This is a genomic window from Propionibacterium cyclohexanicum (assembly GCF_900111365.1).
Lineage (GTDB): Bacteria > Actinomycetota > Actinomycetes > Propionibacteriales > Propionibacteriaceae > Propionibacterium > Propionibacterium cyclohexanicum.
In genome coordinates this window covers 1-21,873 of record NZ_FOGZ01000032.1, presented here as the reverse complement: position 1 = coordinate 21,873, position 21,873 = coordinate 1, and the positions used below count along the sequence as shown (strand labels likewise).

The 21,873-nt window shown below is 67.2% G+C and carries 20 protein-coding genes; 8 read left to right on the top strand and 12 right to left on the bottom strand.

The window, feature by feature from the left end; translation table 11 throughout:
• Window positions 1–161 precede the first annotated feature (161 nt).
• Together BMX93_RS11715 and BMX93_RS11710 are read left to right on the top strand one after the other, a co-directional pair.
• On the top strand, window positions 162–974 hold the full coding sequence (locus BMX93_RS11715) for a hypothetical protein (protein ID WP_091971290.1): 813 nt from the start codon (window positions 162–164) through the stop codon (window positions 972–974).
• 244 nt (window positions 975–1,218) lie between these two features.
• Window positions 1,219–2,034: a sulfurtransferase gene (locus BMX93_RS11710; RefSeq protein ID WP_091971297.1), complete on the top strand. Its 816-nt coding sequence runs from the start codon at window positions 1,219–1,221 to the stop codon at window positions 2,032–2,034.
• A gap of 28 nt (window positions 2,035–2,062) precedes the next feature.
• Here the strand turns inward: BMX93_RS11710 and BMX93_RS11705 are convergent, their stop codons facing one another.
• The 3 genes from BMX93_RS11705 to BMX93_RS11695 all read right to left on the bottom strand — a co-directional run bounded on the left by BMX93_RS11705 (window position 2,063) and on the right by BMX93_RS11695 (window position 3,737).
• A complete protein-coding gene (locus BMX93_RS11705) occupies window positions 2,063–2,374 on the bottom strand; it encodes a branched-chain amino acid transporter AzlD (protein WP_091971288.1) in 312 nt (103 codons plus the stop codon).
• Window positions 2,371–3,063 carry an AzlC family ABC transporter permease gene (locus tag BMX93_RS11700; RefSeq protein WP_245725846.1) on the bottom strand — a complete coding sequence of 231 codons (693 nt, stop codon included), beginning with the start codon at window positions 3,061–3,063 and terminating at the stop codon, window positions 2,371–2,373. The genes BMX93_RS11705 and BMX93_RS11700 overlap by 4 nt, the downstream gene beginning before the upstream one ends.
• Window positions 3,064–3,179: 116 nt before the next feature.
• Window positions 3,180–3,737 (bottom strand): MarR family winged helix-turn-helix transcriptional regulator, encoded by a 558-nt coding sequence (locus BMX93_RS11695; RefSeq protein WP_091971286.1) that lies wholly within the window; start codon window positions 3,735–3,737, stop codon window positions 3,180–3,182.
• A gap of 145 nt (window positions 3,738–3,882) precedes the next feature.
• Here BMX93_RS11695 and BMX93_RS11690 point away from each other — a divergent pair, with 145 nt between their 5' ends.
• Window positions 3,883–6,114, top strand: a complete 2,232-nt coding sequence (locus BMX93_RS11690; protein ID WP_091971284.1) for an MMPL family transporter — start codon at window positions 3,883–3,885, stop codon at window positions 6,112–6,114.
• Here the strand turns inward: BMX93_RS11690 and BMX93_RS11685 are convergent.
• Together BMX93_RS11685 and BMX93_RS11680 are read right to left on the bottom strand one after the other, a co-directional pair.
• The gene (locus BMX93_RS11685; RefSeq protein ID WP_091971282.1) at window positions 6,092–6,799 is read right to left on the bottom strand and encodes a hypothetical protein; all 708 of its coding nucleotides are present in this window, start codon (window positions 6,797–6,799) and stop codon (window positions 6,092–6,094) included. The two genes, BMX93_RS11690 and BMX93_RS11685, sit on opposite strands and share 23 nt — an antisense overlap.
• 75 nt (window positions 6,800–6,874) lie before the next feature.
• Complete coding sequence (locus BMX93_RS11680) at window positions 6,875–7,288, bottom strand: hypothetical protein (RefSeq protein WP_091971280.1); 414 nt, start codon at window positions 7,286–7,288, stop codon at window positions 6,875–6,877.
• A gap of 252 nt (window positions 7,289–7,540) precedes the next feature.
• Between BMX93_RS11680 and BMX93_RS11675 the strand changes: the two genes are divergently transcribed.
• A complete protein-coding gene (locus tag BMX93_RS11675; RefSeq protein WP_091971278.1) occupies window positions 7,541–8,449 on the top strand; it encodes a cation efflux transmembrane domain-containing protein in 909 nt (302 codons plus the stop codon).
• A gap of 44 nt (window positions 8,450–8,493) precedes the next feature.
• Here BMX93_RS11675 and BMX93_RS11670 read toward each other — a convergent pair whose 3' ends face one another.
• From BMX93_RS11670 to nifH, 7 genes are read right to left on the bottom strand one after another with little or no spacing between them, the layout of a single operon-like run.
• On the bottom strand, window positions 8,494–9,615 hold the full coding sequence (locus BMX93_RS11670) for a homocitrate synthase/isopropylmalate synthase family protein (RefSeq protein ID WP_091971276.1): 1,122 nt from the start codon (window positions 9,613–9,615) through the stop codon (window positions 8,494–8,496).
• A 57-nt stretch (window positions 9,616–9,672) separates the two neighbouring features.
• Window positions 9,673–10,971, bottom strand: a complete 1,299-nt coding sequence (locus tag BMX93_RS11665; RefSeq protein WP_091971274.1) for a radical SAM protein — start codon at window positions 10,969–10,971, stop codon at window positions 9,673–9,675.
• A 10-nt stretch (window positions 10,972–10,981) separates the two neighbouring features.
• On the bottom strand, window positions 10,982–12,403 hold the full coding sequence (locus tag BMX93_RS11660; protein ID WP_091971272.1) for a nitrogenase component 1: 1,422 nt from the start codon (window positions 12,401–12,403) through the stop codon (window positions 10,982–10,984).
• Window position 12,404: 1 nt separating this feature from the next.
• Window positions 12,405–13,766 (bottom strand): nitrogenase iron-molybdenum cofactor biosynthesis protein NifE, encoded by a 1,362-nt coding sequence (nifE, locus tag BMX93_RS11655; RefSeq protein WP_091971270.1) that lies wholly within the window; start codon window positions 13,764–13,766, stop codon window positions 12,405–12,407.
• 1 nt (window position 13,767) lies between these two features.
• Complete coding sequence (locus BMX93_RS11650; RefSeq protein ID WP_091971268.1) at window positions 13,768–15,150, bottom strand: nitrogenase component 1; 1,383 nt, start codon at window positions 15,148–15,150, stop codon at window positions 13,768–13,770.
• Between the two features lie 23 nt (window positions 15,151–15,173).
• Entirely contained in the window at window positions 15,174–16,877 is a 1,704-nt protein-coding gene (gene nifD / locus BMX93_RS11645) for a nitrogenase molybdenum-iron protein alpha chain (RefSeq protein WP_091971255.1), read from the bottom strand.
• A gap of 28 nt (window positions 16,878–16,905) precedes the next feature.
• Window positions 16,906–17,730 (bottom strand): nitrogenase iron protein, encoded by an 825-nt coding sequence (nifH, locus tag BMX93_RS11640; protein WP_091971292.1) that lies wholly within the window; start codon window positions 17,728–17,730, stop codon window positions 16,906–16,908.
• Between the two features lie 642 nt (window positions 17,731–18,372).
• Here nifH and BMX93_RS11635 point away from each other — a divergent pair.
• The 4 genes from BMX93_RS11635 (at window position 18,373) to BMX93_RS11620 (ending at window position 21,740) form a co-directional block, all read left to right on the top strand.
• Complete coding sequence (locus BMX93_RS11635) at window positions 18,373–18,777, top strand: TOBE domain-containing protein (RefSeq protein WP_091971253.1); 405 nt, start codon at window positions 18,373–18,375, stop codon at window positions 18,775–18,777.
• Between the two features lie 63 nt (window positions 18,778–18,840).
• Window positions 18,841–19,665, top strand: coding sequence for a molybdate ABC transporter substrate-binding protein (gene modA / locus BMX93_RS11630; protein ID WP_091971251.1), 825 nt, complete (start codon window positions 18,841–18,843; stop codon window positions 19,663–19,665).
• Window positions 19,666–19,809: 144 nt separating this feature from the next.
• Window positions 19,810–20,673, top strand: a complete 864-nt coding sequence (locus BMX93_RS11625; protein WP_091971249.1) for an ABC transporter permease — start codon at window positions 19,810–19,812, stop codon at window positions 20,671–20,673.
• A complete protein-coding gene (locus tag BMX93_RS11620; protein ID WP_091971247.1) occupies window positions 20,670–21,740 on the top strand; it encodes a sulfate/molybdate ABC transporter ATP-binding protein in 1,071 nt (356 codons plus the stop codon). The genes BMX93_RS11625 and BMX93_RS11620 overlap by 4 nt, the downstream gene beginning before the upstream one ends.
• Window positions 21,741–21,873: the final 133 nt, after the last annotated feature.

Here is a 21,873-nt window from a genome sequence, read left to right as displayed (position 1 = left end):
TCCTCGGAAGGCCTCGGCCACTATCCGGGCACCGACGCGCCGCGCCCTCCCACCACGGCTGCTGCGTCGCCTACACCCTCATCTGGGAAGAGCCCCTTATTGGGGCGAGCAGTGCGCAGTCATGTCCTAGAGGTGGGCCTTTTCCAACGATTGGATTCAATATGTCCATTGATCCCACTGAAATCGACCTGAAAGCCGATCACCCCTCCAGACCCCGGCGACGGACGATCGTCAAAGGGGCTGCCTGGTCGATCCCCGTCATCAGCTTTGCGGTGGCGGCTCCCCTGGCCGCAGCATCCGAGCCGCAGACCTGCGATCCGACGAAGCAGCCCACCGTGAGCCCGATCGGCTATGTGATCGCCGGCCCGGGAATTCTTCCCGAGGAACGCGATCTCACAGGCTGGACGAACACTCCCAGCGCCCCTGGCCCTGCCGCAACGCAGGAATTCCATTCCTGGGGCCTTGCTCAGCCCGGCTTCCTCTCCGAGGGTGACACGAGCACCCAGAACCTTTCGGACCCCAACACCACGGTCACGGTCACTTATCGGTTCACGGCTCAGAAGGGCGGCGTCTACGACCTCTCTGCCACGGTGAAGGGTGCCTTCGGCGGGTCTGGCGACCAATCGGCACGCCAGACCCTCATCATCACGGCCAACGGTGCCGGTGCCGATCTCGCGCACAAGTACACGGTCGGGGGCAGAGCCGGCTCCTGGTGGGCCAACGGCAGCGATCCCAACGACCTCTCCTCGGCGTCCGATTCCACGCTGAAGGCGGCCGGATACACGCTCCTTGGCAACGAAGGAAGCGCGGAGTTCTCCGGCGGGTTCACAGCAACGAGCGCCGGGACGGTCACGGTGACGTACGCCTTCTCGCTGCCGCCCCGCATGCTCCAGTTCAACACGCCAAGCAACGACAACGATGACCTCTGGGTTTCCCAGCCCAGCGCCCTCATCACCGGCTGCGCTGCCGCCTGAATCCGGGTGCAGCCCTCGCACGGGCACTTCAACAACTCGTCGCTGGGATGCCCGTGCACCTGCCGGATGAGGCACCCCGCGGTGCCCGATCCGGCTGCCCACATCATCGCCTGTCTGCCGGGCACCCTCTCCCGAGTCCGGCGAGGCGATGCCCGCCTGGGGCGCGCCGACTACGCTGAGGGCACACTGACGACAAGATCCGCATGGTCTCGCGTGGGGCATGCCGGATCGTCTGGGAGACGACATGACTCTCATCACCCCCGTGGAGCTGGCGGGAATGCTTGCCTCCGCCACTCCACCTGCTGTGCTCGACGTGCGATGGAGCGGGCCGGCGGCGCCCGGTGGGGGGCGCGAGGACTTCGAGGCCGGCCACGTGCCCGGTTCGCAGTGGATCAGCGCCGACGACGAGCTCTCGGATCGCTCCAAGCCCGGCGGGCGCCATCCGCTGCCGAGCCGCGAGTCCTTCCAGACCGTCCTGCGGGAGCACGGTGTGCGCCGTGACCGGCCGGTCGTCGTCCTCGACGCCCGCGACTCCCAGGCAGCGGGCCGGCTGTGGTGGATGCTGACCGACGCCGGATTGACCGATGTGCACGTCCTTGATGGCGGCTTCGCGGCCTGGCAGGCGGCCGGGCTGCCGGTGCAGGCCGGCCCCGCCGAGCCGGTGGCACCAGGTGACGTCGTCGTGGGGCCGCCCAGCCTGCCCACCGCTGACGCCGACGAGGTTGCCAGGGCCAGTCGCAACATCTGGGACGTGCGGGCACCCGAACGGTTCCGCGGAGACAGGGAGCCGATCGATCCGAGAGCTGGTCATATCCCAGGTGCTCGCAATCTGCCCGAGCAGGACAATCATCGTCGCGACGGGCGCTTCAAGTCGGTTGAGGAGCTGCAGCGCAACCTCGCGCAGGTGCGCCCCGGTGACATCGTCTACTGCGGCTCGGGCATCACCGCCGCGCAGACCCTGCTGGCCCTGCACATCGCCGGCATCGACGGCGTGCGGCTCTACCCGGGCTCCTGGAGCGATTGGTCCGGCGACCCGGCGCGTCCGGTTGCGCTGGGCTGACCAGCGATCTGGCTCAGGACGATCTGGCTCAGGACATGCCGAGCGCCCGAGCCACCGCGGCTGCCAGCGCACCGACGAACACGACGAGAATGTAGGGGGCCCGCAGAGCCAGGGCGAGGGCCGCAGCCACCAGCGCGCAAAGCCGGGCATCGAGATGGAGGGTGGTGCCCGTGCTGAGCGTATTGAGCACGGTGAGGGAGGCCAGCAGGCCGATCGTCATGGCGCGGGCGAGCGCCAGCACCGGCGGGCGGTCGAGCAATGACTGCGGCAGGAGATAGCCACCCAGCTTCAGCGCAGCAGCACTGGCCGCGGCGAGCAGCAACCACGCGGTGAGGCTCATGAGGCCACCGCGCCTCGTCGTCCGCGAAGACACCACACGAGGGTCGTCGCCAGCGCTGCCACCAGGACCGGGATGCCCGCCGGCAGCAGCGGAACGGCGACAGTCGTGACGAGCGCCGCCACGACGGCGATGGCGATGGGGTCTCGGCCCGTCAGGCGTGGCCACAGAAGGCCCAGGAACGCGGCGACGGCCGCCCCGTCAAGCCCCCATCGGCGCGGATCCCCCATCGCATTGCCGGCCAGTGCCCCGGCGAGGGTGAACAGATTCCACAGCACGAACACGCCGATACCCGTGGTCCAGAAGCCGCGCACCTGCTCGTCGTGCTCATCCTGGCTCATCGCCACGGCCGTGCTTTCGTCGATCGTGAGGTGGGCCATCGGCACCACGAGGGCAGATCGCGGGCGGATGAGTGCCTTCAGCTGCGCGCCATAGACGAGATTTCGCAGACCCAGCAAGGTGGCCGCCGCCCAGGCTGCCGCGCCGCTGCCGCCTGCGGCGACCACACCGATGAAGGCGAACTGCGAGCCGCCGGTGAACATGAGGAGGCTCAGCGCGCAGCTCTGCCACACGCTGAGCCCGGCGGCCACTCCCAGCGCGCCGACCGAGATGCCATAGATGCCCACTGCCACTGCCACGGCGCTTCCGGTCCGGATGGCGGGAGTGGGGTGTGGCAGGCGGATGTGGCGCACGTGAGCATGCTAACCGGCCTCGGGGAGCGCGGTGGCGGCTTCTGCCGGCGCTGGGGCCGGTGCCGCCGAGCGAGGCTGCGATACCCGCGCTGTGGCGGCGGGCGGGTGCAGCGTTCTCAGGCGCCGGGGCCGAGGATCTCCTCGAGCGCCTGCTCGAGCGCTTGGCGGGTCTGGCGCAGATAGCGCAGCACCGTGCCGCGTTCGCCCTCGCTCAGCCGCCGGAGCGGTCCGACTCGGGCCGCCTGGATCTGCCCTACGGTGCGCAATGCGGCGAGACGGGTCTCGGGCAGCACCTTGATCCGCCAGGAGCGCCTGTCAGTCGGGTTGGGCACGCGCTCGATGTGGCCGGCCTTCACGAGCCGGTCGAGGAGCTTGGTCGTCGAGGCGGTGGTGATGCCCAAGTGGTGGGCCAGCGAACTCGGGGACACCTCGAGCCCCAGATTCTCCTGGACGAGCAGGAAGTGGATGGCGTGCATATCGGTGCGACCCAGGGCCATATAGCGCTGGGACGCCGCCGCGATGCGCCGCTCGGTCTGCTGCAAGGCTGCGCTGGCCGCCATGATGGCATCGACCTGGGCCATTTCCTCGGGGTCAAGGGCGTCATGGGCGATGAGCTCTGCCTGCGGGTCGTTGGCGCGCACGGAGAACTCATGCCGGTCCTGGTAGTCGCTCATGGACCTCCGTTCGCTGCGGGCATGGTGACTGTGCAGCAGGTACGTGGGACAGCCAGTGCCGAGTGTAGTAGCCTCCCGCTAGTAGCTAGCTAAGCTAGATATGTCGGCTCGGGCAGCACCGGTTCCCCCACTCCTGGAGGTCGAGATGGCGTCACATCCTCATTCCGAGAAGCAGGCCCGGCCCAATACCCCGGGCCATCGTCCGTCGCGGTGGCTGACCACCTTCGTGCCGATCCTCATCGTCGTGGCGTGGTTCGTCGCCGCCGGCATCGGCGGGCCCTACTTCGGCAAGGTGGACGAGGTGTCCAGCAATGACCAGACCAGCTACCTGCCGGCCAGCGCTGAGTCCACTCAGGTGCAAAAGCGGCTCGGCGGTTTCACTGACTCGGACACGGTCCCGGCCGTCGTCGTCGTGACTCGCGCGGACGGCACGGTGCTCGACAAGGGGCTGCTGGCCAGGGCCGGCAGCGCGCTGGAGCAGGCAGTGGGGCAGATCCCCGGCGAGGCAAGTGCGTCACCGCTCGTTGCCTCCCAGGACGGCAAGGCCGCCGAGGCCTTCCTGGAGATCCCCCAGGGCGACGACATCGGTGCGGCAGTGGACGCCCTGCGCTCCCAGTTGCGCAATGACCTCTCCGGGGAGCTGACCGTGCACGTGACCGGCCCGGCCGGATTCACCGCCGATCTGCTGGAGGCCTTCTCCGGGATCGATGGCATCCTGCTCATTGCGGCGCTCGGCGCCGTACTCGTCATCCTGGTGCTCGTCTACCGATCCGTGCTACTGCCCGCATTGGTCCTCGTGACGAGCGTCTTCGCGCTGTGCGTGGCGCTGCTGAGCGTGTGGTGGCTCGCCAAGGCCGGAGTCCTCCTGCTCACCGGGCAGACCCAGGGGATCTTGTTCATCCTCGTCATCGGAGCCGCCACCGACTACTCGCTGCTCTATACCGCCCGTTACCGCGAGGAGCTGGCTCGCACCGCCAGCCGCTGGCGGGCGACCACCGTCGCCCTGCGCCAATCACTCGAACCGATCGCTGCCGCAGCTGGCACGGTGATCGCCGGCCTGCTCTGCCTGCTCGCCAGCGACCTGAACTCGAACAGCTCGCTGGGGCCGGTGGCCGCCATCGGCATCGTCTTCGCCTTCCTCGCGGCACTCACACTGCTGCCGAGCCTGCTGCTCATCGCCGGGCCTGCTGCCTTCTGGCCTCGCCACCTGGACGCGCCACAGGGCAGCTCCGCGGGACTCTACGGCCGGGTCGGACAACTCGTTGCGCGCCGGGCTCGCCCGATCTGGATCGGCGTTGTCATCGTTCTCGTCGCCGCTGCCGCCTGCGCCACCCAGTTCCGGGCCAGCGGCGTTCCGCAGAGCGCCCTCGTGCTCGGCTCCTCCGACGCACGCGCCGGGCAGCAGGTGCTCAGCGAGCACTTCGAGGGTGGCGACGGCAGTCCTGCCTTCATCATCACGCCCGCCGCGACGATGGTCGAGGTCGGCACCATCGTGCGCGAGCACCCGGGCGTCGCGGCGGTGACGGTCACCGCCGCCGAGGCACCCACGGGTTCGGCGAAACTCACTGCCCAAGGGGTCGAGTCGGCCATCCCCGGTAGCCCGGCACCTGAGCCGACGATCTCGGACGGCTCAGTGCTCATCCAGGCCACCCTCGACCAGCCGGCCGACTCGGCTGCTGCCGAACAGACCGTGCGTCAGCTGCGTACCGCGCTGGGCTCGAAGGCCCTGGTCGGTGGGGTCACCGCGACAGACATCGACACGAATGACGCGGCGATCCACGACCGCAATCTCATCATTCCGCTCATCCTCGTCGTCGTGACGCTCATCCTCATGGCCCTGCTGCGATCGATCGTGGCGGCCGTCCTGCTGCTGTCCACCACGGTGCTGTCCTTCTTCGCCACTATGGGAGTCTCGGCACTGGTCTTCAACCACGTCCTGCACTTCCCCGGGTCCGATCCGACCGTGCCGCTGTACGGCTTCGTCTTCCTCGTCGCCCTTGGCGTGGACTACAACATCTTCCTCATGAGCCGGGTGCGTGAGGAGTCCGGCCAGAGCGGCACCCGCGAGGGCATCCTCGCCGGCCTCGCGAGCACGGGAGCGGTGATCACCTCGGCGGGCATCGTGCTTGCCGCGACCTTCGCGGCACTGGCCATCCTGCCGATCCTCTTCCTCGCCCAGCTCGCCTTCATCGTTGCCTTCGGGGTGCTGCTCGACACGATCGTCGTACGCACCCTGCTCGTGCCGGCGCTGTCCTACGAGTTGGCGGGGGTGCTGTGGTGGCCAAGCCACCATGGCCGCGGCCTGGGCGGGGGTGCTCGGCGCACGGACGCCAGTGCGCCCGGTGGGCCGGCACTCAGCGCTCGACGAGCTTCCTGAGCCGGGCCTTGCTGCGATTCTCCTTGACGATCCAGTCGAGGTCCGGGTCGCCCCCCATGGCCAGGAAGTCGTCCAGCTGGCTCGGGTCGGCGACCAGCGCGACGCTCCAGGCGTAGCCCAGGGCCTTGCGCAGCACCCTGGCTTCGGGGCTCTTGCGCTGGGCCGGATCGATGTCGAGCAGGGCTTCGGTGGCCTCGCGGCAACAGTGCACGGCGAGCCGGGCCATCGGCTCGGTGCCCAGCAAGCGTGGTTCGCAGATGGTGGCCACCGCCGCACGCACCACCAAGGGGTTGGGATGGTGCCACCAGGCGCGCAGCATCTCGGGTAGCGCGGCGGGTTCGGCATCGCCGATCCATTGGCCGGCCATTGCGACGGCCTCACGCACCCGCCACGACCCATCGGCGGCGAAATGGGTGAGGTCGAGCTGGGCCTTCACCTGCACCGATGCCGATCCGGCTTCGAGGAATTCCTTGGCGAGATGCGCGACCCCGCAGCAACGCAGGTATTCCGATTCCTCACCGCGCAGCCGGCGCGCCATCCCGGTGTCGAGCTGCTGCGCGGCAACAGTCAGCAGTTCCAGATTGGCGCGAGGCCCGGGCAGCCCAGAGTGCTCCTCCAGAAATGCGCAGATGGACGGGTAATCGCTGTGCGCGAGGGTTTCTGCGGCACCTCCGGGGACACCCACCCGGCCAACCTACCATCCGCCCGCCGACCGGCGCGAGCTTACTACCCACCGCCTGTCGGCGAGAGGCTGGTCCGCTCAGTGCCGCGTCGCCGTCGTCTTCGACAGGCTCACCCAGATGATCTGGTGGGCGGGGCGGCGCTTGATCTCGTGAAGGGCGTGCGCATCGCCCATCCGGTCGCCCGCCGAGGAAGCGGCGGGCTGGCGGGTCGCCATGATCTCGTGTGCCCGATTAGGGGCGCGGCCCTCGGCGTCGAGCGGGCGGCCGGTGCACAGGACGAGGATGGCCACGACAGCAGTGGTGACGAGCACGGCTTGGCCAGCCCCGCCTTCGGTGCGCTGCCACATGGCGCCGGTGGTGATGGCGACCATCGTCATGACGGCCGGGCGCCACAGCCTGATAAGCCGATGGGTGAGCGGATGGGAGCTGTGGTCCGCGATCTGGTGGAGCCGGCGGCTCAGATGTCCGTCGCCAGTTGCCCGCTCGATCATGGTGTTTCCTTCCCCCTACGACATACCGGCAGTTGCGGGTGCGCAACAGCTGCCGTCGACATGTCCGGGGAAGGTGGACACGTGCCTGGCCTGCACCAACGCTAACACCGCCATTCGCGAGACGTCGGTATTTGCGCTGCGGCATGGCCGATCGCCGCACGGACCTGGCCCAGCGGCGGGTGCGGCAGGCGGTGCGACAGCCGTAGCCTTGGGCCATGGCTGTCCCACTGCCCGGCGCGAGGTTCGTCGCCCATGCCTGACGAGAAACTCCGCCGCCGCGAACTGGTGATGCTATCCGGTTCGCTGGCTGCCTCGATTGTCTTCGGCGCGCTGGGTGTCGTCTGGGGAATCGCTGCCAGTTCGAGTGTCATCCTCTTCGACGGTGTGTACTCGCTGTTCGGTACCACGCTGACGGGCGTGTCGATCCTCGCCGGGCATGCCGCCGGGCGCGCACCGACGAAGGATTTCCCCTACGGCCTGGCGGTCATGGTGCCAATTGCCGTCCTCATCCAGGGCGCCGGGCTCCTGGGTGCTCTGGTCTACGCCGCCACGGATGCGGTCTCCACGCTGGTCGATGGGGGCTCCGAGGTGAGCGCCCTGGGTATCGGCCTGTACGGCGTGGTGACGCTCCTCGGTGCGATGGCTGTCACCTGGTGGCTGTCGCGCAGCGCCGCAATCTCTGATCTGGTGGGTGCCGAGGCCCAGCAGTGGCGGGCGTCCACCGTGCTGTCCGCCGCGATCGTCGCGGGCTCGGCTGCGGCGCTGCTCTTGACCTGGTGGGGTGTGCACACCGCGGCGCGCTATGTCGATCCCGTCCTCGTGCTGCTCATCGTCGTGCTCCTCGTGAAAGTGCCGCTCGTCATGGTGCGCAATGCCTTGCGCGAGATCCTGGAAGGTGCCCCGCCCGCTGCGCTGAGAGCGACCATCGACGAGACGATCCGCGCTGCGCGCCAGCGCTTCGATCTGCCCGAGCCCACCGTGCGCGCCACGAAGACCGGAGGGCGCGTCTATCTCGATGTCGTCTTCGTGGTCGGCCACGGCATCTGGGACATCGACGGCGAGGACGAGGTGCGCCGTGCCATCATCGAGCAGTTCCGCGACGACCGCTACGAGCTGTGGGCCAACATCGAGCTCACCACCGATGCGGACATTGCCCAGTGAGCAGCCGACCGAGCCCGGCGGCTACCCGCTGCGGGCCCGGCGGGTCAGGCGGGCCGGCGTGCGCAATCCTCGCGCAGGGCCTGCAGCTCCTCGGGGCTCAGGGCCCGGTCACGCCGCGCCGCCTCGGCCCGGACCCGGGCGGTCATGGTGAGGAGCTCGTCACCGGCTTCGGGCACGATCGCGGCCACGGCGGCACGTCCGCTGTTGCGCCCGATCCGCAAGGAGCGTTTCGCGCCGACCAGCTCGGGTGGATAGGGCTCGTAGTTCGCCGGGTCTGCTGCCAGACCAGCCACGTGGAGGCCCGACTCCGCAGTGAAGATCCCCGAACCGATCACCGGGTCCTGCGCGCCGATCGGGCGGGACACCCAGCCGGAGAGCATCTCGGCCGTCTGGCGGGCAGCCAGCAGGTCATAGTGGCAGCCGGCACGCAGACTGAGCCAGGCCGCCACCTCCTCCAGACGCGAGATCCCGGCACGCTCGCCCAGCCCGAGCACGCTGACGTCCGCCCAGTCCGCTCCGGCTTCGAGTGCAGCGACCGCACCGGCAGTCGCCATCCCGAAATCGTTGTGCACATGGACGCCGAGCTGTGCGCCGAAGTGCGCTTTCACACTGCGCACCAGCTGGGCCAGCTGGGCGGGCGAGCAGATTCCCACGGTGTCGGGGATGCGCAGCCGGTCAGCACCGGCGACCTGCGCGCATGCGGAAACCTCGGCGAGGAAGCCGGGGTCGGCGCGGGTGGCGTCCTCCAGGCCGATGGAGACGTAGCCCACCCCCGCCTCGCGCGCGACACCCACCAGCCTGCCGATCTGGTCCAGCGCCCAGCTGCGATCCTTGTGCAGACGGGTGGCGAGATGCCGGTCGGAGATCGGCAGGGCAAAGGAGACGACCTCGGGGCCGAGCGCTGCTGCAGTCCGGATGTCCTGGGCCCTGGCCCGGCACCAGATGGCCCGGCGAGCCCCTGGGGCGGTGCGCGCGGCGATGGCCATGAGCTCTGCGAGCGGCTCGCTGCCATAGGCGAGTTCGGTCACCGCGTGGCCAAGCTCGATCTCCTCGACCCCGATGCGCCCCAGGCCCGCGATGACGGCTGCCTTCTGGTCACAGGAGAGATAGGGAACGACGGCCTGCGAGCCCTCGCGCAGAGTGCTGTCGATGAGTCGGGCATGCATTGCCGGCCTCCTTGGTGTGCGAGTAGTGGGGCAGCAGCAGGGTGGTGGGCCACCCGATCAGCCGCAGCCGGTCCCTGGCCCGGAGCAGGAGGTGGCGCAGTCGCGCGGAGGCAGTGCCCGGCGCGGCACCCTGCCGGCGTAGATATCGGTGAGGGCCTCGCTGATCAGCCCGTCCGATTCGTAGACGTCGACCCCCGAGGCGCGCAGCACCATCCGGGGCGACTCCCCGAGCTGGTAGCAGACCAGTGCCCGGCAATCCTTCAGCAAGCCGGCGAGCAGTGCCCAGCGCCTGCCCCCGCCGCCCGCTGGAGGAGTCGTGCGCCGTTCCACGAAGCGTGGGGTGACCCGTCCCCCGATATTGGCATTCTCGTAGATGTCCACGAAATCGGCTCCGCCCAGGTGCTGGTTCACCAAGAAGCCCTCCTGGGTGCACACCGCAATGTGCGGGCGCGGCGATGGGGGCTTCCGGGCAGCCAGCAACCGATCCATGGCGGTCTGGTCGTTCTCGTCGTCCAGCAAGCCCACCGCATCGGCCCGGCAGCGCTGGCAGTGGGTCATCTGGGGAAGATACTGCTCGGCATCGCGTCGTGCCCGGGCGATCTGCTCGGGACTCGGTGCGAGCAGTTCACCGAAGGGCGTGCCGTCCACCGGGTAGAGCGGCAGATTGTTCATGATGTCCACGCCGAGTTCCCTGGCGAGCTTCGCCACCTCGGCTATGCCGTCGAGGGTCACGCCGGGCACGAGGATGGTGTTGATCTTGACGGTGACACCGCGGGCCTTCAGCCCCTTGATCGACTCGATCTGGCGTGAGAGGAGCAATTCGCCTGCCTCACGTCCCCGGTAGACTTGGCGCCCGTCGCGCACCCAGCGGTAGATCTTGGCGGCGACATCGGGATCGACGGTCGACATCGTCACCGTGATGTGGCTGATGTCCAGCTGCGCCACTTCGTCGAGGTGGTGGGCCAGCTCCAGGCCATTGCTCGAGGTGCACAGCAGGAGATCGGGATGCCGCTGCCTGACCAGTTCGAAGGTCCGCAGGGTCTTGTCGGCGTTCGCGAAGGGATCGCCGGGACCTGCGATGCCCACGACCGCAAGGTTCGGATAGTCGGCCCGGACGGTGTCCACGTAGTCCGCCGCCTGTTCGGGAGTGAGGACGACCGAGGACACCCCAGGGCGCGATTCCGAGAAGCAGTCGAACTTGCGGTTGCAGTAGTTGCACTGCACATTGCACCGCGGGGCGACCGGAAGATGCACTCGCGAGGTTCGCATCCGGGCGGCTTCGTCGAAACAGGGGTGATCTGAGAAGAGCTTCCTCGTGGGAGTCACAGGAGCAAGGTCCGTAGCAACATCAGTCATGGTCGGTTCCTCACATATATGCGTAGCCGATGGGGGATTCGTCTTGGCGAGCGGCGATGAGGGCGTTGATCACCCGGTCGAAGAGCTCCTGGGTGCCGCGGTAGCCCAGATGCTTGACGCGCTGGCCGCCCACCCGGTCGTGGATGGGCAGCCCGACGCGTACCAGCGGGATACCGAGATCGCGTGCCGTGGTGTAGCCCTTGGAGTGGCCGATCATGATGTCGGGGCGCAGCTCGTTGGCGCGGGCAGTGATCTCCTCGAAGTCGCCGTCGTCCAGCACCTCGACCTTCCCGTCGAGTTCGGGGTTGAGCCTGCCGATCTCCCGGGCGAGATGTCCGGAGCGTCCACCGGTGGCGATGAGCACCGGGGTGATGCCGATCTCTGCGCAGAAGCTGGCCAGCCCGGTGACGAGGTCCTCGTCGCCGAAGACGATGGCCTTGCGGTCCATCGCATACTTGTGGCCGTCGATGTAGGCGTCGACGAGGCGTCCGCGTTCCTTGACCAGCCACTCGGGCATCGGCCTGCCCGACAGCTGGCCCAGCAACTCGGTGAACATGTCGGTGAGCCGGATCCCGATCGGCATCGCAAGCATGTGGTGGGGCACCTGAAAGGTCTCGTGCAGCAGCTCGCCGGCCAGCTGGACGCCCGGGGTGACCAGGCCGCCGAGGGTGATCGAGGCCTTCGCGTGGCCAGCAGCCCGCACCTGGTCAGCTGTCGTTCCGCCGGCCGGCAGCTTCTCGTAGCGGGCAACCGTCACCCCGTCGAGACGCTCGGAGTAGTCGGGCATGAGATTGCAGCCGAGCCCATAGGCGGACACGAGCTCCTTGAGATGGCGCAGGTCGGCTGCCGAGCAGATGCCAGGGAAGAGGTTGACGTCCGAGCCGGTCTCGCCGGGCTCGGCCAGCGACCGGACGACCTCCCGGACAGCCGCGTGATAGCCGTCGGCATGGGTGCCCGAGTAGGAGGGCGTGTGGGCGAAGACGAGCTCGGGAGTGTCCACGCCGGTCTTCGCCGTCATGCCTTCCACGGGGTCCTTGAGCCGGGTGATCATCGCCGCGACGTCCTCGCCGATCGTCTCGGTGAGGCAGGTGGAGGCGATCCCGATCATGAAGGGCTTGTAGACGCGGGTGACGTTGGCCACCCCGGTGCGCAGATTCGACTCGCCGCCGAAGATCGTAGCCGACTCCCCGACGCTGGAGGACGCGATGTCCATCGGCTCGGCGAAGTGGCTGATGAGATAGCGGCGGATATAGGTGGAGCATCCCTGGGAGCCGTGCAGGAAGGGCACCACGCCCTCGAATCCCGTATAGGCCAAGCAGGCCCCCAGCGGCATGCACATCCGGCAGGCGTTGGTGGTGGCCACCTTCGCCCGCTGCCGGGCGGGCGTCTTGTCCTGGTCGGCGAGCGGGGCACGTGCCTGGTCGGTCGACATCTCAGACCTCCTCGGAGAGCTTGCTGATGGCGTGACGCGGTGCGAACTGCCAGACCGGGCTGCACACCGAACCGTGCACCTCCCGGGCGAAGTTCGCCATGCCGACGAATCCCTCGAGCGGCAGCTTCCGCTCGTGGTTGTGATCGCAGAAGGCCACCCCGAGCTTGTAGGCGAGGGGGCGTTCCTTGACACCGCCGATGAACAGATCTGCCTTGCCCTCCGAGAGGAAGGACGACAGCTCGGCAGGATTCGAGTCGTCGACGATGATCGTGCCCGGATCGCACAGATCGGACAGGTAGGCGTAGTCCTCCTTGGTGCCCGTCTGGCTGCCCACGAGCACTGTCTTCATGCCGATGAGACGCAGGGCCTTCACCAGCGAGATCGCCTTGAAGGAGCCCCCGACGTAGATCGCGGCGCGCTTGCCCTCCAGGTCCTGGCGGCACTGTGAGACGACCGGCAGGGTCTTGGCGATCTCCTCGGCCACCAGCTCGCGGGTGCGGGCCAGGATCTGGGGATCCTTGAAGTGCTCGGCGATGGCGTACAGCGCGCCCGCCATGTCGTCCAGGCCGAAGAAGGAGACCCGCTTGAAGGGGATGCCGTACTTCTCCTGCATCTGCATGGCGAGCTTGGTCGTCGACCCCGAACACTGGACGAGGTTGAGGCCGGCGCCGTGGGCGCGGCGGATGTCGTCCACGCGTCCGTCACCGGTGAGCTGGGCAACCACCTCGACGCCCATCCGCTTGAGATAGTCGCGGATGATCCAGATCTCCCCGGCGAGGTTGAAGTCGCCGAGGATGTTCACCGAGTGCTGGGGGATGCCTGCCGTGTCGCCGGTGCCGATGAGCGCCATGAGCGCCTCGCACGCCGCGTCATAACCCTGGCGCTTGGAGCCCTGGAAGCCTTCGGACTGGACGGGGATGCACGGGATGCCGGTCTTCGCGGAGACCTTCTTGCAGATCGCCGGCACATCGTCTCCGATCACGCCGACGATGCAGGTTCCGTAGACGAACGCCGCCTTCGGATGATGCTTGCCGATGAGCTCCATGAGGGAGTCCTCGAGCTGGCGCTCACCGCCGAACACGACATGGCGTTCTCTGAGGTCGGTCGAGAAGCTCAGTCTGTGCAGCTCGGGGCCACTGGACAACGCCCCTCTCACGTCCCAGGTGTAGACGGCGCATCCGATGGGACCGTGCACCAGGTGCACCGCGTCGGCGATCGGATAGAGCACCACCCGGGAGCCGCAGAAGGTGCATGCCCGCTGGCTCACCGAACCGGCCACCGACTGCCTGTCGCAGTCGATGTCCGGTGTCGCGGATCCGCTGCGGGTGACCTGTCGTGCCCGGCCGGCGAGTACCTCGGTCATCTCACAACACCAGCTCGAACTGCCACTCGGTGGAATCGCGGTCCCGACGATCCAGCAGGGCGTCGGACATCTTCGAGATGAGCTGGATCGCGCCTGCGTAGCCGAGGCTCGGGATCAGGGCATGACCGAAACGGTCGAGGATCGGCCAGCCGAAGCGCACGAAGGGGATGTCCTCCGCGCGGGCGATGTATTTGCCATAGCTCGTACCGACGAGGAGGTCCACTGGCTGGTTCTTGATGAGCTGGTGCAGCAGGAAGAGATCTTGTTCGCCCTCGATGTTCGTCTGATCTGCCTTGTCGCCAAGGATCTCGGTGGCCTTGCGGCCGAATGCCTTGCCCGGCGTCCCGGTGAGGATGTGCACCGGGATCATGCCCAGGTCCCGGCAGAATTCGGTGAGGCTGAGCACATGGTCCGGATCGCCGAAGATGGCGACCTTCTTGTTGTAGAAGTGCTGTTGCACATCGCACATCAGGTCGACGAGCTGACCGCGCTGCGTGGTGATCTCGTCGGGGATGGCCGCGCCGAGCGCGTTGAGGGCGCCGATGAAGCGATCCGTGGCGGCGATCCCGACCGGCAGGTCGAGGACTTCGTGCGGTACGCCGGCGATCTTGTCGAGCTGCAGGGCTGCCTCGGCCGAGGCGAACGGGCCGAGGGCGAGCGTCTTGACGCCGCGTCCGAGATTGCGCAGTTCATCGACCGTCACTCCGCCGTCCGGATACATCTGGAAGCTGCCGGTCTGGGGAGCGTCCAGGACTCCGGCGGTGTCGGGGAACATCGTCACCGTGAAGCCCACCGACTCGGCCAGCCGGCGGATCTCGCGCATGTCGGCCGGATCCACGAAACCGGGCACGATGTTCAGCTGGGGCGCGCTGGCCTCGGAGCTGTCCTCGATGCGCGTGGCGAAGTACTTCACCATCGACACGCACATATTGGAGAAGCCGGTCACATGCGAGCCGTCATAGCTGGGGGTGTTCGCATGGATGACGAACTTCCCCTCGGGGATGATCCCCGAGCTCTCCGCCTCGCCGATGATCTGGGGGATGTCGTCGCCGATGGTCTCCGACAGGCAGGTGGTGTTCACCGCGATGACATCGGGGTCGTAGGCGGCGAAGGCAGTGCGCAGACCCTGCAAGAGATTGGGCTGCCCGCCGAAGACGGACGCCCCCTCGGTGAACGAGCTCGTCGCGGCCATGAACGGTTCCTTGAAATGCCGCGTGAGGTGGCTGCGGTGATAGGAACAGCAGCCCTGTGAGCCGTGGCTGTAGGGCAGGCAGTTGTGGATGCCGCTTGCCGCGTACATGGCGCCGATCGGCTGGCAGGTCTTTGCGGGGTTGATCCGCAGGGCGCTGCGCTGCGAGACCTTGGTGGGTGTTTGCGAAAGCATGTCTGTCTCCTCGATCCGGGCCCTCAGGCGCTCTGCTTTTCCCAGGGTGTCGGGATGAACCCCCACACCGGGCTGTTCACCATGCGATCGATCTCCTGGTAGAAATTGACCGCGCCGCGAAAGCCTGCATAGGGGCCGCCGTAGTCGTAGTTGTGGAGCTGCTTGCAGGGGATGCCCATCTTCTCTACGACGTACTTGTCCTTGATGCCCGAGCAGACCAGGGCGGGATGGTAGGTCTCGATGAGCTGTTCGAGTTCGTGGTGGGAGATGTCGTCGACCACCATCGCGCCCTTCGCCATCTCGGGCATCATGCCCTTGTAGTCGGCTATGTCCACCGAGGCCTTGAGCCTCTCGAGCTCCTCGGGGCTCTTGCGTGCCCGGTAGTGCTCGGGATCGGCCTCGACGGTCAGCTCCTCGATGTTGCGCGAGTCGGCGTCGACCTTGATGGTGCTCGCCACCTGGTAGCCCTCGTAGTCGTCGCGGTGGGCGAACTCATATCCGGCGGTCACCACCGGCATGCCCATGTCACGGAAGAGCGACTGGTAGTGGTGGGATCGCGAGCCGCCGACGAACAGCATGACGGGGCGCCCCTCGACCCTGGCGCGCACCGCCTGGCGCACCGGCTCGACCTTGGCCAGCTCCTCGGCGATGACGATCTCCACGCGCGCGGTGAGCTCGTCGTCGCCGAAGTAGCGGGCGATCTTCCGCAGCGTCTTCGCGGTGGCCTCGGCCCCGATGAAATTCACCTTGAGCCAGGGAATGCCGTACTTGGTCTCCATCATGGTGGCCATGTAGTTGATGGAGCGATGGCACTGGATGAGGTTGAGGTTGGCATCCTGGGAGTGCGCGAGCTCGGCGAGCTGGGCGTTGCCGGAGAAGGTGGCCACCAGCTGGATACCGCAGGCGTTGAGGAGACGTTCGATCTCGAACGCGTCACCGCCGATGTTGTACTCGCCCAGCATGTTCACGCGGAAGGGGTTGGTCTTGGCCTCGGCGGGCAGCTCTTCGGTGCCCACGACATTCTTGAACAGGCCGTTGTTGGCGATGTGGTGGCCGGCCGACTGGCTGACGCCCTTGTAGCCCTCGCAGGAGAAGGCGAAGACCGGGATCTTGAGCTCCTTGCGGGCCTCTCTTGCCACGGCGTGGACGTCGTCGCCGATGAGCCCGACCGGGCAGGTGGAGAAGATGTCGATCGCCTTGGGGTGGAAGATCTCGTAGGCCTCGCGAACCGCCTGAGCGAGCTTCTTCTCACCTCCGAAGACGATCTCGTTGGTGGTCATGTCGGTGCTGAAGCAGTACTTGAGGAAGTCCTGCTCGCTCTCGGGCACGTCGGCCTGGTTGCGGCGGGTCATCCAGGCGTAATAGGAGCATCCGATTGGCCCGTGCACGATGTGGATGACATCGGTGATGGGGCCGAGCACCACGCCCTTGCAGCCTGCATAGCAGCAGCCGCGCGTAGTGATGATTCCCGGGGTCGAGCGCACATTGGCCTCGATCGGGGGGATCTCGTCCGGATCGTTGACCGTGATGTGCTTGGCCCGCTTGCGCTTCACCTTCACCGGGTAGGGCTTCACGAGGTCTTCCACGAGGTCCGTGGCGACGGGTGCCTGCTGGGGCAGGGGCACTGCGGTCTCGGGTGTGACCAGGTCGAGTGCTGCCACGGCGGCAAGATCGACGGTGGCGAGTGCCTCGGCCGGTGGGGCCGGCAGGGTCTGTGGCTTCTTCATAGCGGCTCTCCCTCGGATGGATCGGTTATCAGGCGGCGTCGAGCAGACCGTGCTCGAGGAGCAGGCCTTCGAGGGTCTCCTGCGTCATGGGCTTGGGGATGACGAACTTGTCGTTCTCTTCGATCGCATGGGCGAGCGTGCGGTACTCGTCGGCCTGGTGGCAGGTGGGGTCCCAGTCGATGACCGTCTTCTTCTTGATCTCGGCGCGCTGGACGTCGTTGTCGCGGGGCACCAGATGGATCATCCGGGTGCCGAGCTCTTCGGCGAAGTGCTCGATGAGCTCTCGCTCGTTGTCGACATTGCGGCTGTTGCAGATGATCCCGCCCAGCCGGACGGTGCCGGTCATGGCGAACTTCTTGATGCCCTTGCAGATGTTGTTCGCGGCGTACATGGCCATCATCTCGCCGGACGCGACGATGTAGATCTCCTCGGCCTTGCCCTCGCGGATCGGCATCGCGAAGCCGCCGCACACCACGTCGCCGAGCACGTCGTAGAACACGTAGTCCAGATCGGCGTCATAGGCGCCCAGGCGCTCCAGCAGGTTGATCGAGGTGATGATGCCACGGCCGGCGCAGCCGACGCCGGGTTCCGGGCCGCCGGACTCCACGCACATCGAGTCGCGGAAACCGGGTGCGCGCACATCCTCCAGCTCGACGTCCTCGCCCTCGGTGCGCAGCGTGTCCAGCACCGAGCGCTGGGCCAGGCCGCCCAGCAGCAGACGGGTCGAGTCGGCCTTGGGGTCGCAGCCGACGACCATCACCTTGCGGCCCATCTCGGTGAGAGCTGCCACAGTGTTCTGTGTGGTGGTCGACTTGCCGATGCCACCCTTGCCGTAAATAGCTACCTTGCGCATGATGAGCAACCTTCCGAAGCGGATTGAGACGATCGTGTTACAGCAAGGCAGAGAGTGCGAGGCCCCAGCGGTTCCGCCCCGGCCGGCCGGCAGGAGCGGGGATTCAGCGAAGAGCTGATCATCCACCGAGGCTTCCTTGCCGTGATGACATTCAGTTCAGCAGCCGGGTGTTTCAACAGCGTTAATTGAAGTGCTGGATTCTGTAACACTTTGCGCCAAGGGTCAATCAGGGGAATAAGAACACATTGTTGTTGTGATTTCATTTCTATGAGTGAAGTGCCTTGTCAGTGCCATGTTCGCATCGCGAATCCTATTCTGGGCACGATCGTTCCCGGGGAACTGGCGAACATTCAACAATCGCTGGAGGCGAGCCGGCGGTGGCCGCTCAGCCCATCCGAGGTAATTCCGAACCGGGCACTGTATGGATTGACTCACCAGAATTCTGGGGAAGTTGTTCCGTGATTGCGGATGAATTCCCGTGGGTCTGACTCATCTGCGGCGTAGGGCCTCGGCTGGCTGAGTCTCATGTTTCGACGATGTTTCAGTACCTCCAGCGGTCCGGGCACCGGGCTCCACGTTTCGTCTCTGTTACGGATGGGACACCGGCCTGGCGACCTCATCCGCGCTCGGTATCCTCTGGCCATGGCGAAACTGCGGATCAAGGATGCGGCCGTCTTCCTCGGCGTGAGCGACGACACGGTCCGGCGATGGATCGACAACGACACATTGCACTTCGAGCTGGACGATCGGGGCCGCAAGGTGATCGACGGCGTCGAGCTCGCTCATTTCGCGCAGGAGCTGGCCAATCCGGTGCCCGATCCCTCCGACATCGAGCGTTCGGCGCGCAATCGGTTCGTCGGTCTGGTGACCCGGGTCGAATCGGACAAGGTGATGTCCCAGGTGGAGATGCAGTGCGGGCCCTACCGCGTGGTCTCCCTCATGAGCACCGAGGCGGTCCGCGAGCTGGGCCTGGAGCCCGGATCGCTCGCTGTCGCCGTCGTCAAGGCAACCACAGTCATCGTCGAGACCCCACACAGGGCCGGCTGAACAGCTGAGCCGGCTCCCCATTTTCCCCATCTCCCCACGTGCCCATGATGGAAAGGACCTCCTATGCGCACTGCGCTCCCCAGACGCACCGCAGCCGTCGCCGCCGCCCTTGCCCTCGCGCTGGCCGGCTGCAGCTCAAGCACCGGCTCCGGTTCGGCCGCCTCGTCCGCCCCGCCACGCACCCTCACGGTCTTCGCGGCAGCGTCCATGACGAGCACCTTCAAGGAGCTCGGCAAGACCTTCGAACAGCAGAATCCGGGCGTGAGCGTCACCTTCAACTTCGCCGGCTCACAGGCGCTGGCGCAGCAGATCACCAATGGCGCCCAGGCGGATGTCTTCGCCTCGGCGAACCAGACGAATATGAAGACCGTGACCGATGCGAACCTGGCGAGCGGCCCGGCAAAGGTCTACGCCACCAATGTCCTCGAGATCGTCGTACCCAAGGGCAATCCCGCGGGCATCGCGTCCTTCCAGGATCTCGCCAAGCCCGACCTCAAGCTCGTCATCTGCGCTGCGAGCGTGCCATGCGGTGCGGCCACCCAGAATGTCGAGAAGGCCACCGGGGTGACGCTCAAGCCGGTCAGCGAGGAGCAGGCGGTCACCGATGTGCTCACCAAGGTGCGCAGCGGACAGGCCGACGCCGGTCTGGTTTACAAGACCGACGTGATCTCTGCCGGCGACCAAGTGCAGGGTGTGCCCTTCCCGGAGAGCTCGAAGGCCGTCAACACGAACTACATCGTGGCACTCAAGGACGCGCCACAGGGCGAGTTGGCCGGAGAATTCGTCGATCTGGTGCTCGGTGATGCCGGCCAGCAGGTGTTGAAGAAGGCAGGCTTCGGCCAGCCGGCCACGGCCTCGGCCGCAGCTTCCGCGTCGAAGAGCAGCTGAGCGGAAAGGTTCCGGCTGGCGCCTTGGCGCGACCCTTGACCAGCTGGCGCCTTGGCGCGACCCTTGACCAGCTGGCGCCCTGGCGCGACCCTTGACCAGCTGGCGCCCTGGCGCGGGCCAGGACCCAGGACAGATGAGGTGACGATGACTTCTGTGCAGCCCAGGGTTGCCGAGCCGGTGGTCGAGTCGGCACTCGATGCCCGCAGGTCCCACAGCCCCCGTCCGTTCTCCGGTCTGCCCCGGTGGCTCTATGTGCCCGCCTTCTTCGGAGCCGTGTTCATCGTCCTGCCGATCGTGGCGATGGCAATCCGGATGGACTGGTCGCGCATCGGCGAGGTGATCACCTCCACCTCCTCGCTGGATGCGCTGGTACTGAGCCTGAAGACCTCGTGCGCGGCGATGATCGTTTGCGTCGTTCTCGGAGTGCCCATGGCCATGGTGCTTGCCCGTGAGCACTTCTGGGGTCAGGAGGTGATCCGCTCGCTGGTTCTGCTGCCACTCGTGCTGCCGCCGGTAGTCGGCGGCATCGCCCTGCTCTACACCTTCGGACGTCACGGCCTGCTGGCACCTGTCATGAACCTCTTCGGTCTCAATATCGCCTTCTCCACGGCTGCCGTCGTGCTCTCGCAGAGCTTCGTCGCAATGCCCTTCCTGGTGGTGTCGCTGGAGGGCACGCTGCGAACCGTCGGCCAGCGCTACGAGGTGGTGGCCGCAACGCTGGGTGCCAGGCCCTCCACTGTGCTGCGCACCGTGACCCTGCCTCTCGTGATGCCCGGGCTCGCCTCGGCGGCGGTACTGTCCTTCGCTCGCGCGCTCGGCGAGTTCGGCGCCACGCTCACCTTCGCTGGCAGCTTGCAGGGAGTCACCCGAACGATGCCGCTGGAGATCAACCTGCAGAACACCAGCGGTGATCCTGATGCAGCGATTGGGCTCTCGCTCGTCCTGGTGGCGCTGGCAGTCATCGTCACGGTCGTCACCGCCACGATCTCCGAGCGGGGCCAGCGATGAGCCTGTCTGTGCACGCCGTCGTGGCCCAGCGCCATTTCGAGGCCGCGCTCGACATGGACGAGGGGGAGCGGGTGGCAGTGCTCGGCCACAACGGCGCCGGCAAGTCGACGCTGCTCAGCATCCTTGCCGGCACGCTGCGCCCCGATTCGGGGCGGGCTGTCCTCAACGATGAACTGCTCTTCGACCTCGATGCCGGTCGCCGCCGGTGGCGTCCACCCCACGAGCGCGGGATCGCCCTGCTGGCCCAGGACGCGCTGCTGTTCCCGCATCTGAGCGTCCGGGACAATGTCGCATTCGGCCCGCGGGTCGGTGGCGCCTCGTCGAGGCAGGCAGCGCAGCGGGCCCAGCGCTGGCTCGACGAAGTGGGTGTCGCCGAGTTCGCGGATCGGCGTCCCCATGAGCTGTCCGGCGGTCAGGCCCAGCGCGTGGCGCTGGCTCGCGCGCTGGCGGCAGAGCCGAAACTTCTCCTCCTCGACGAGCCGATGGCTGCGCTCGACGTGTCCGTGGCCCCCATCCTGCGCCGGGTGCTGCGCCGGGTGCTGGAGAATCGTTCGGCCATCATCGTCACCCACGACCTGCTCGACGCCGTACTGCTCGCCCAGCGGATCATCGTCCTGCAGGACGGCCGGGTGGCCGAGTCGGGGCCGACCGAGCAGGTGCTGCAGCATCCGAAGACCCGGTTCACGGCCAGGATTGCCGGGCTCAACCTGGTGCGGGGAAGCTACCGATCCGGCTGCGTGGTGCACTCGGCAGATCTGTGGATCGAGGGGAACCACCAGGCCGCCGCCGAGCTGGTGGAGTCGGCCCCTGCGGCGGCGGTCTTCTCGCCTTCTGCGGTGACGATTGCCGTCGAGGACGTCCACAGCAGCGCCCGAAACAGGATTGCCGTGACGATCGCCGAGCTGGAGCCTACCGGCCAGATGGTGCGCGTGCGCGCCGATGACCACCACGGGCACCACCTCTCCGCGGATGTGACGATGCGCTCGGTTGCCGAACTCGACCTCTATCCGGGCCGCACTGTGATCTATTCGGTCAAGGCGGCCTCGGTGAGCATCTATCCGGTGTGAGAGTTCCTCCGCGAGAAACTGCTCGGTGCTCGTATCACGGCTCTTCCCAGATGAGGGTGTAGGCGACGCAGCAGCCGTGGTGGGAGGGCGCGGCGCGTCGGTGCCCGGATAGTGGCCGAGGCCTTCCGAGGAT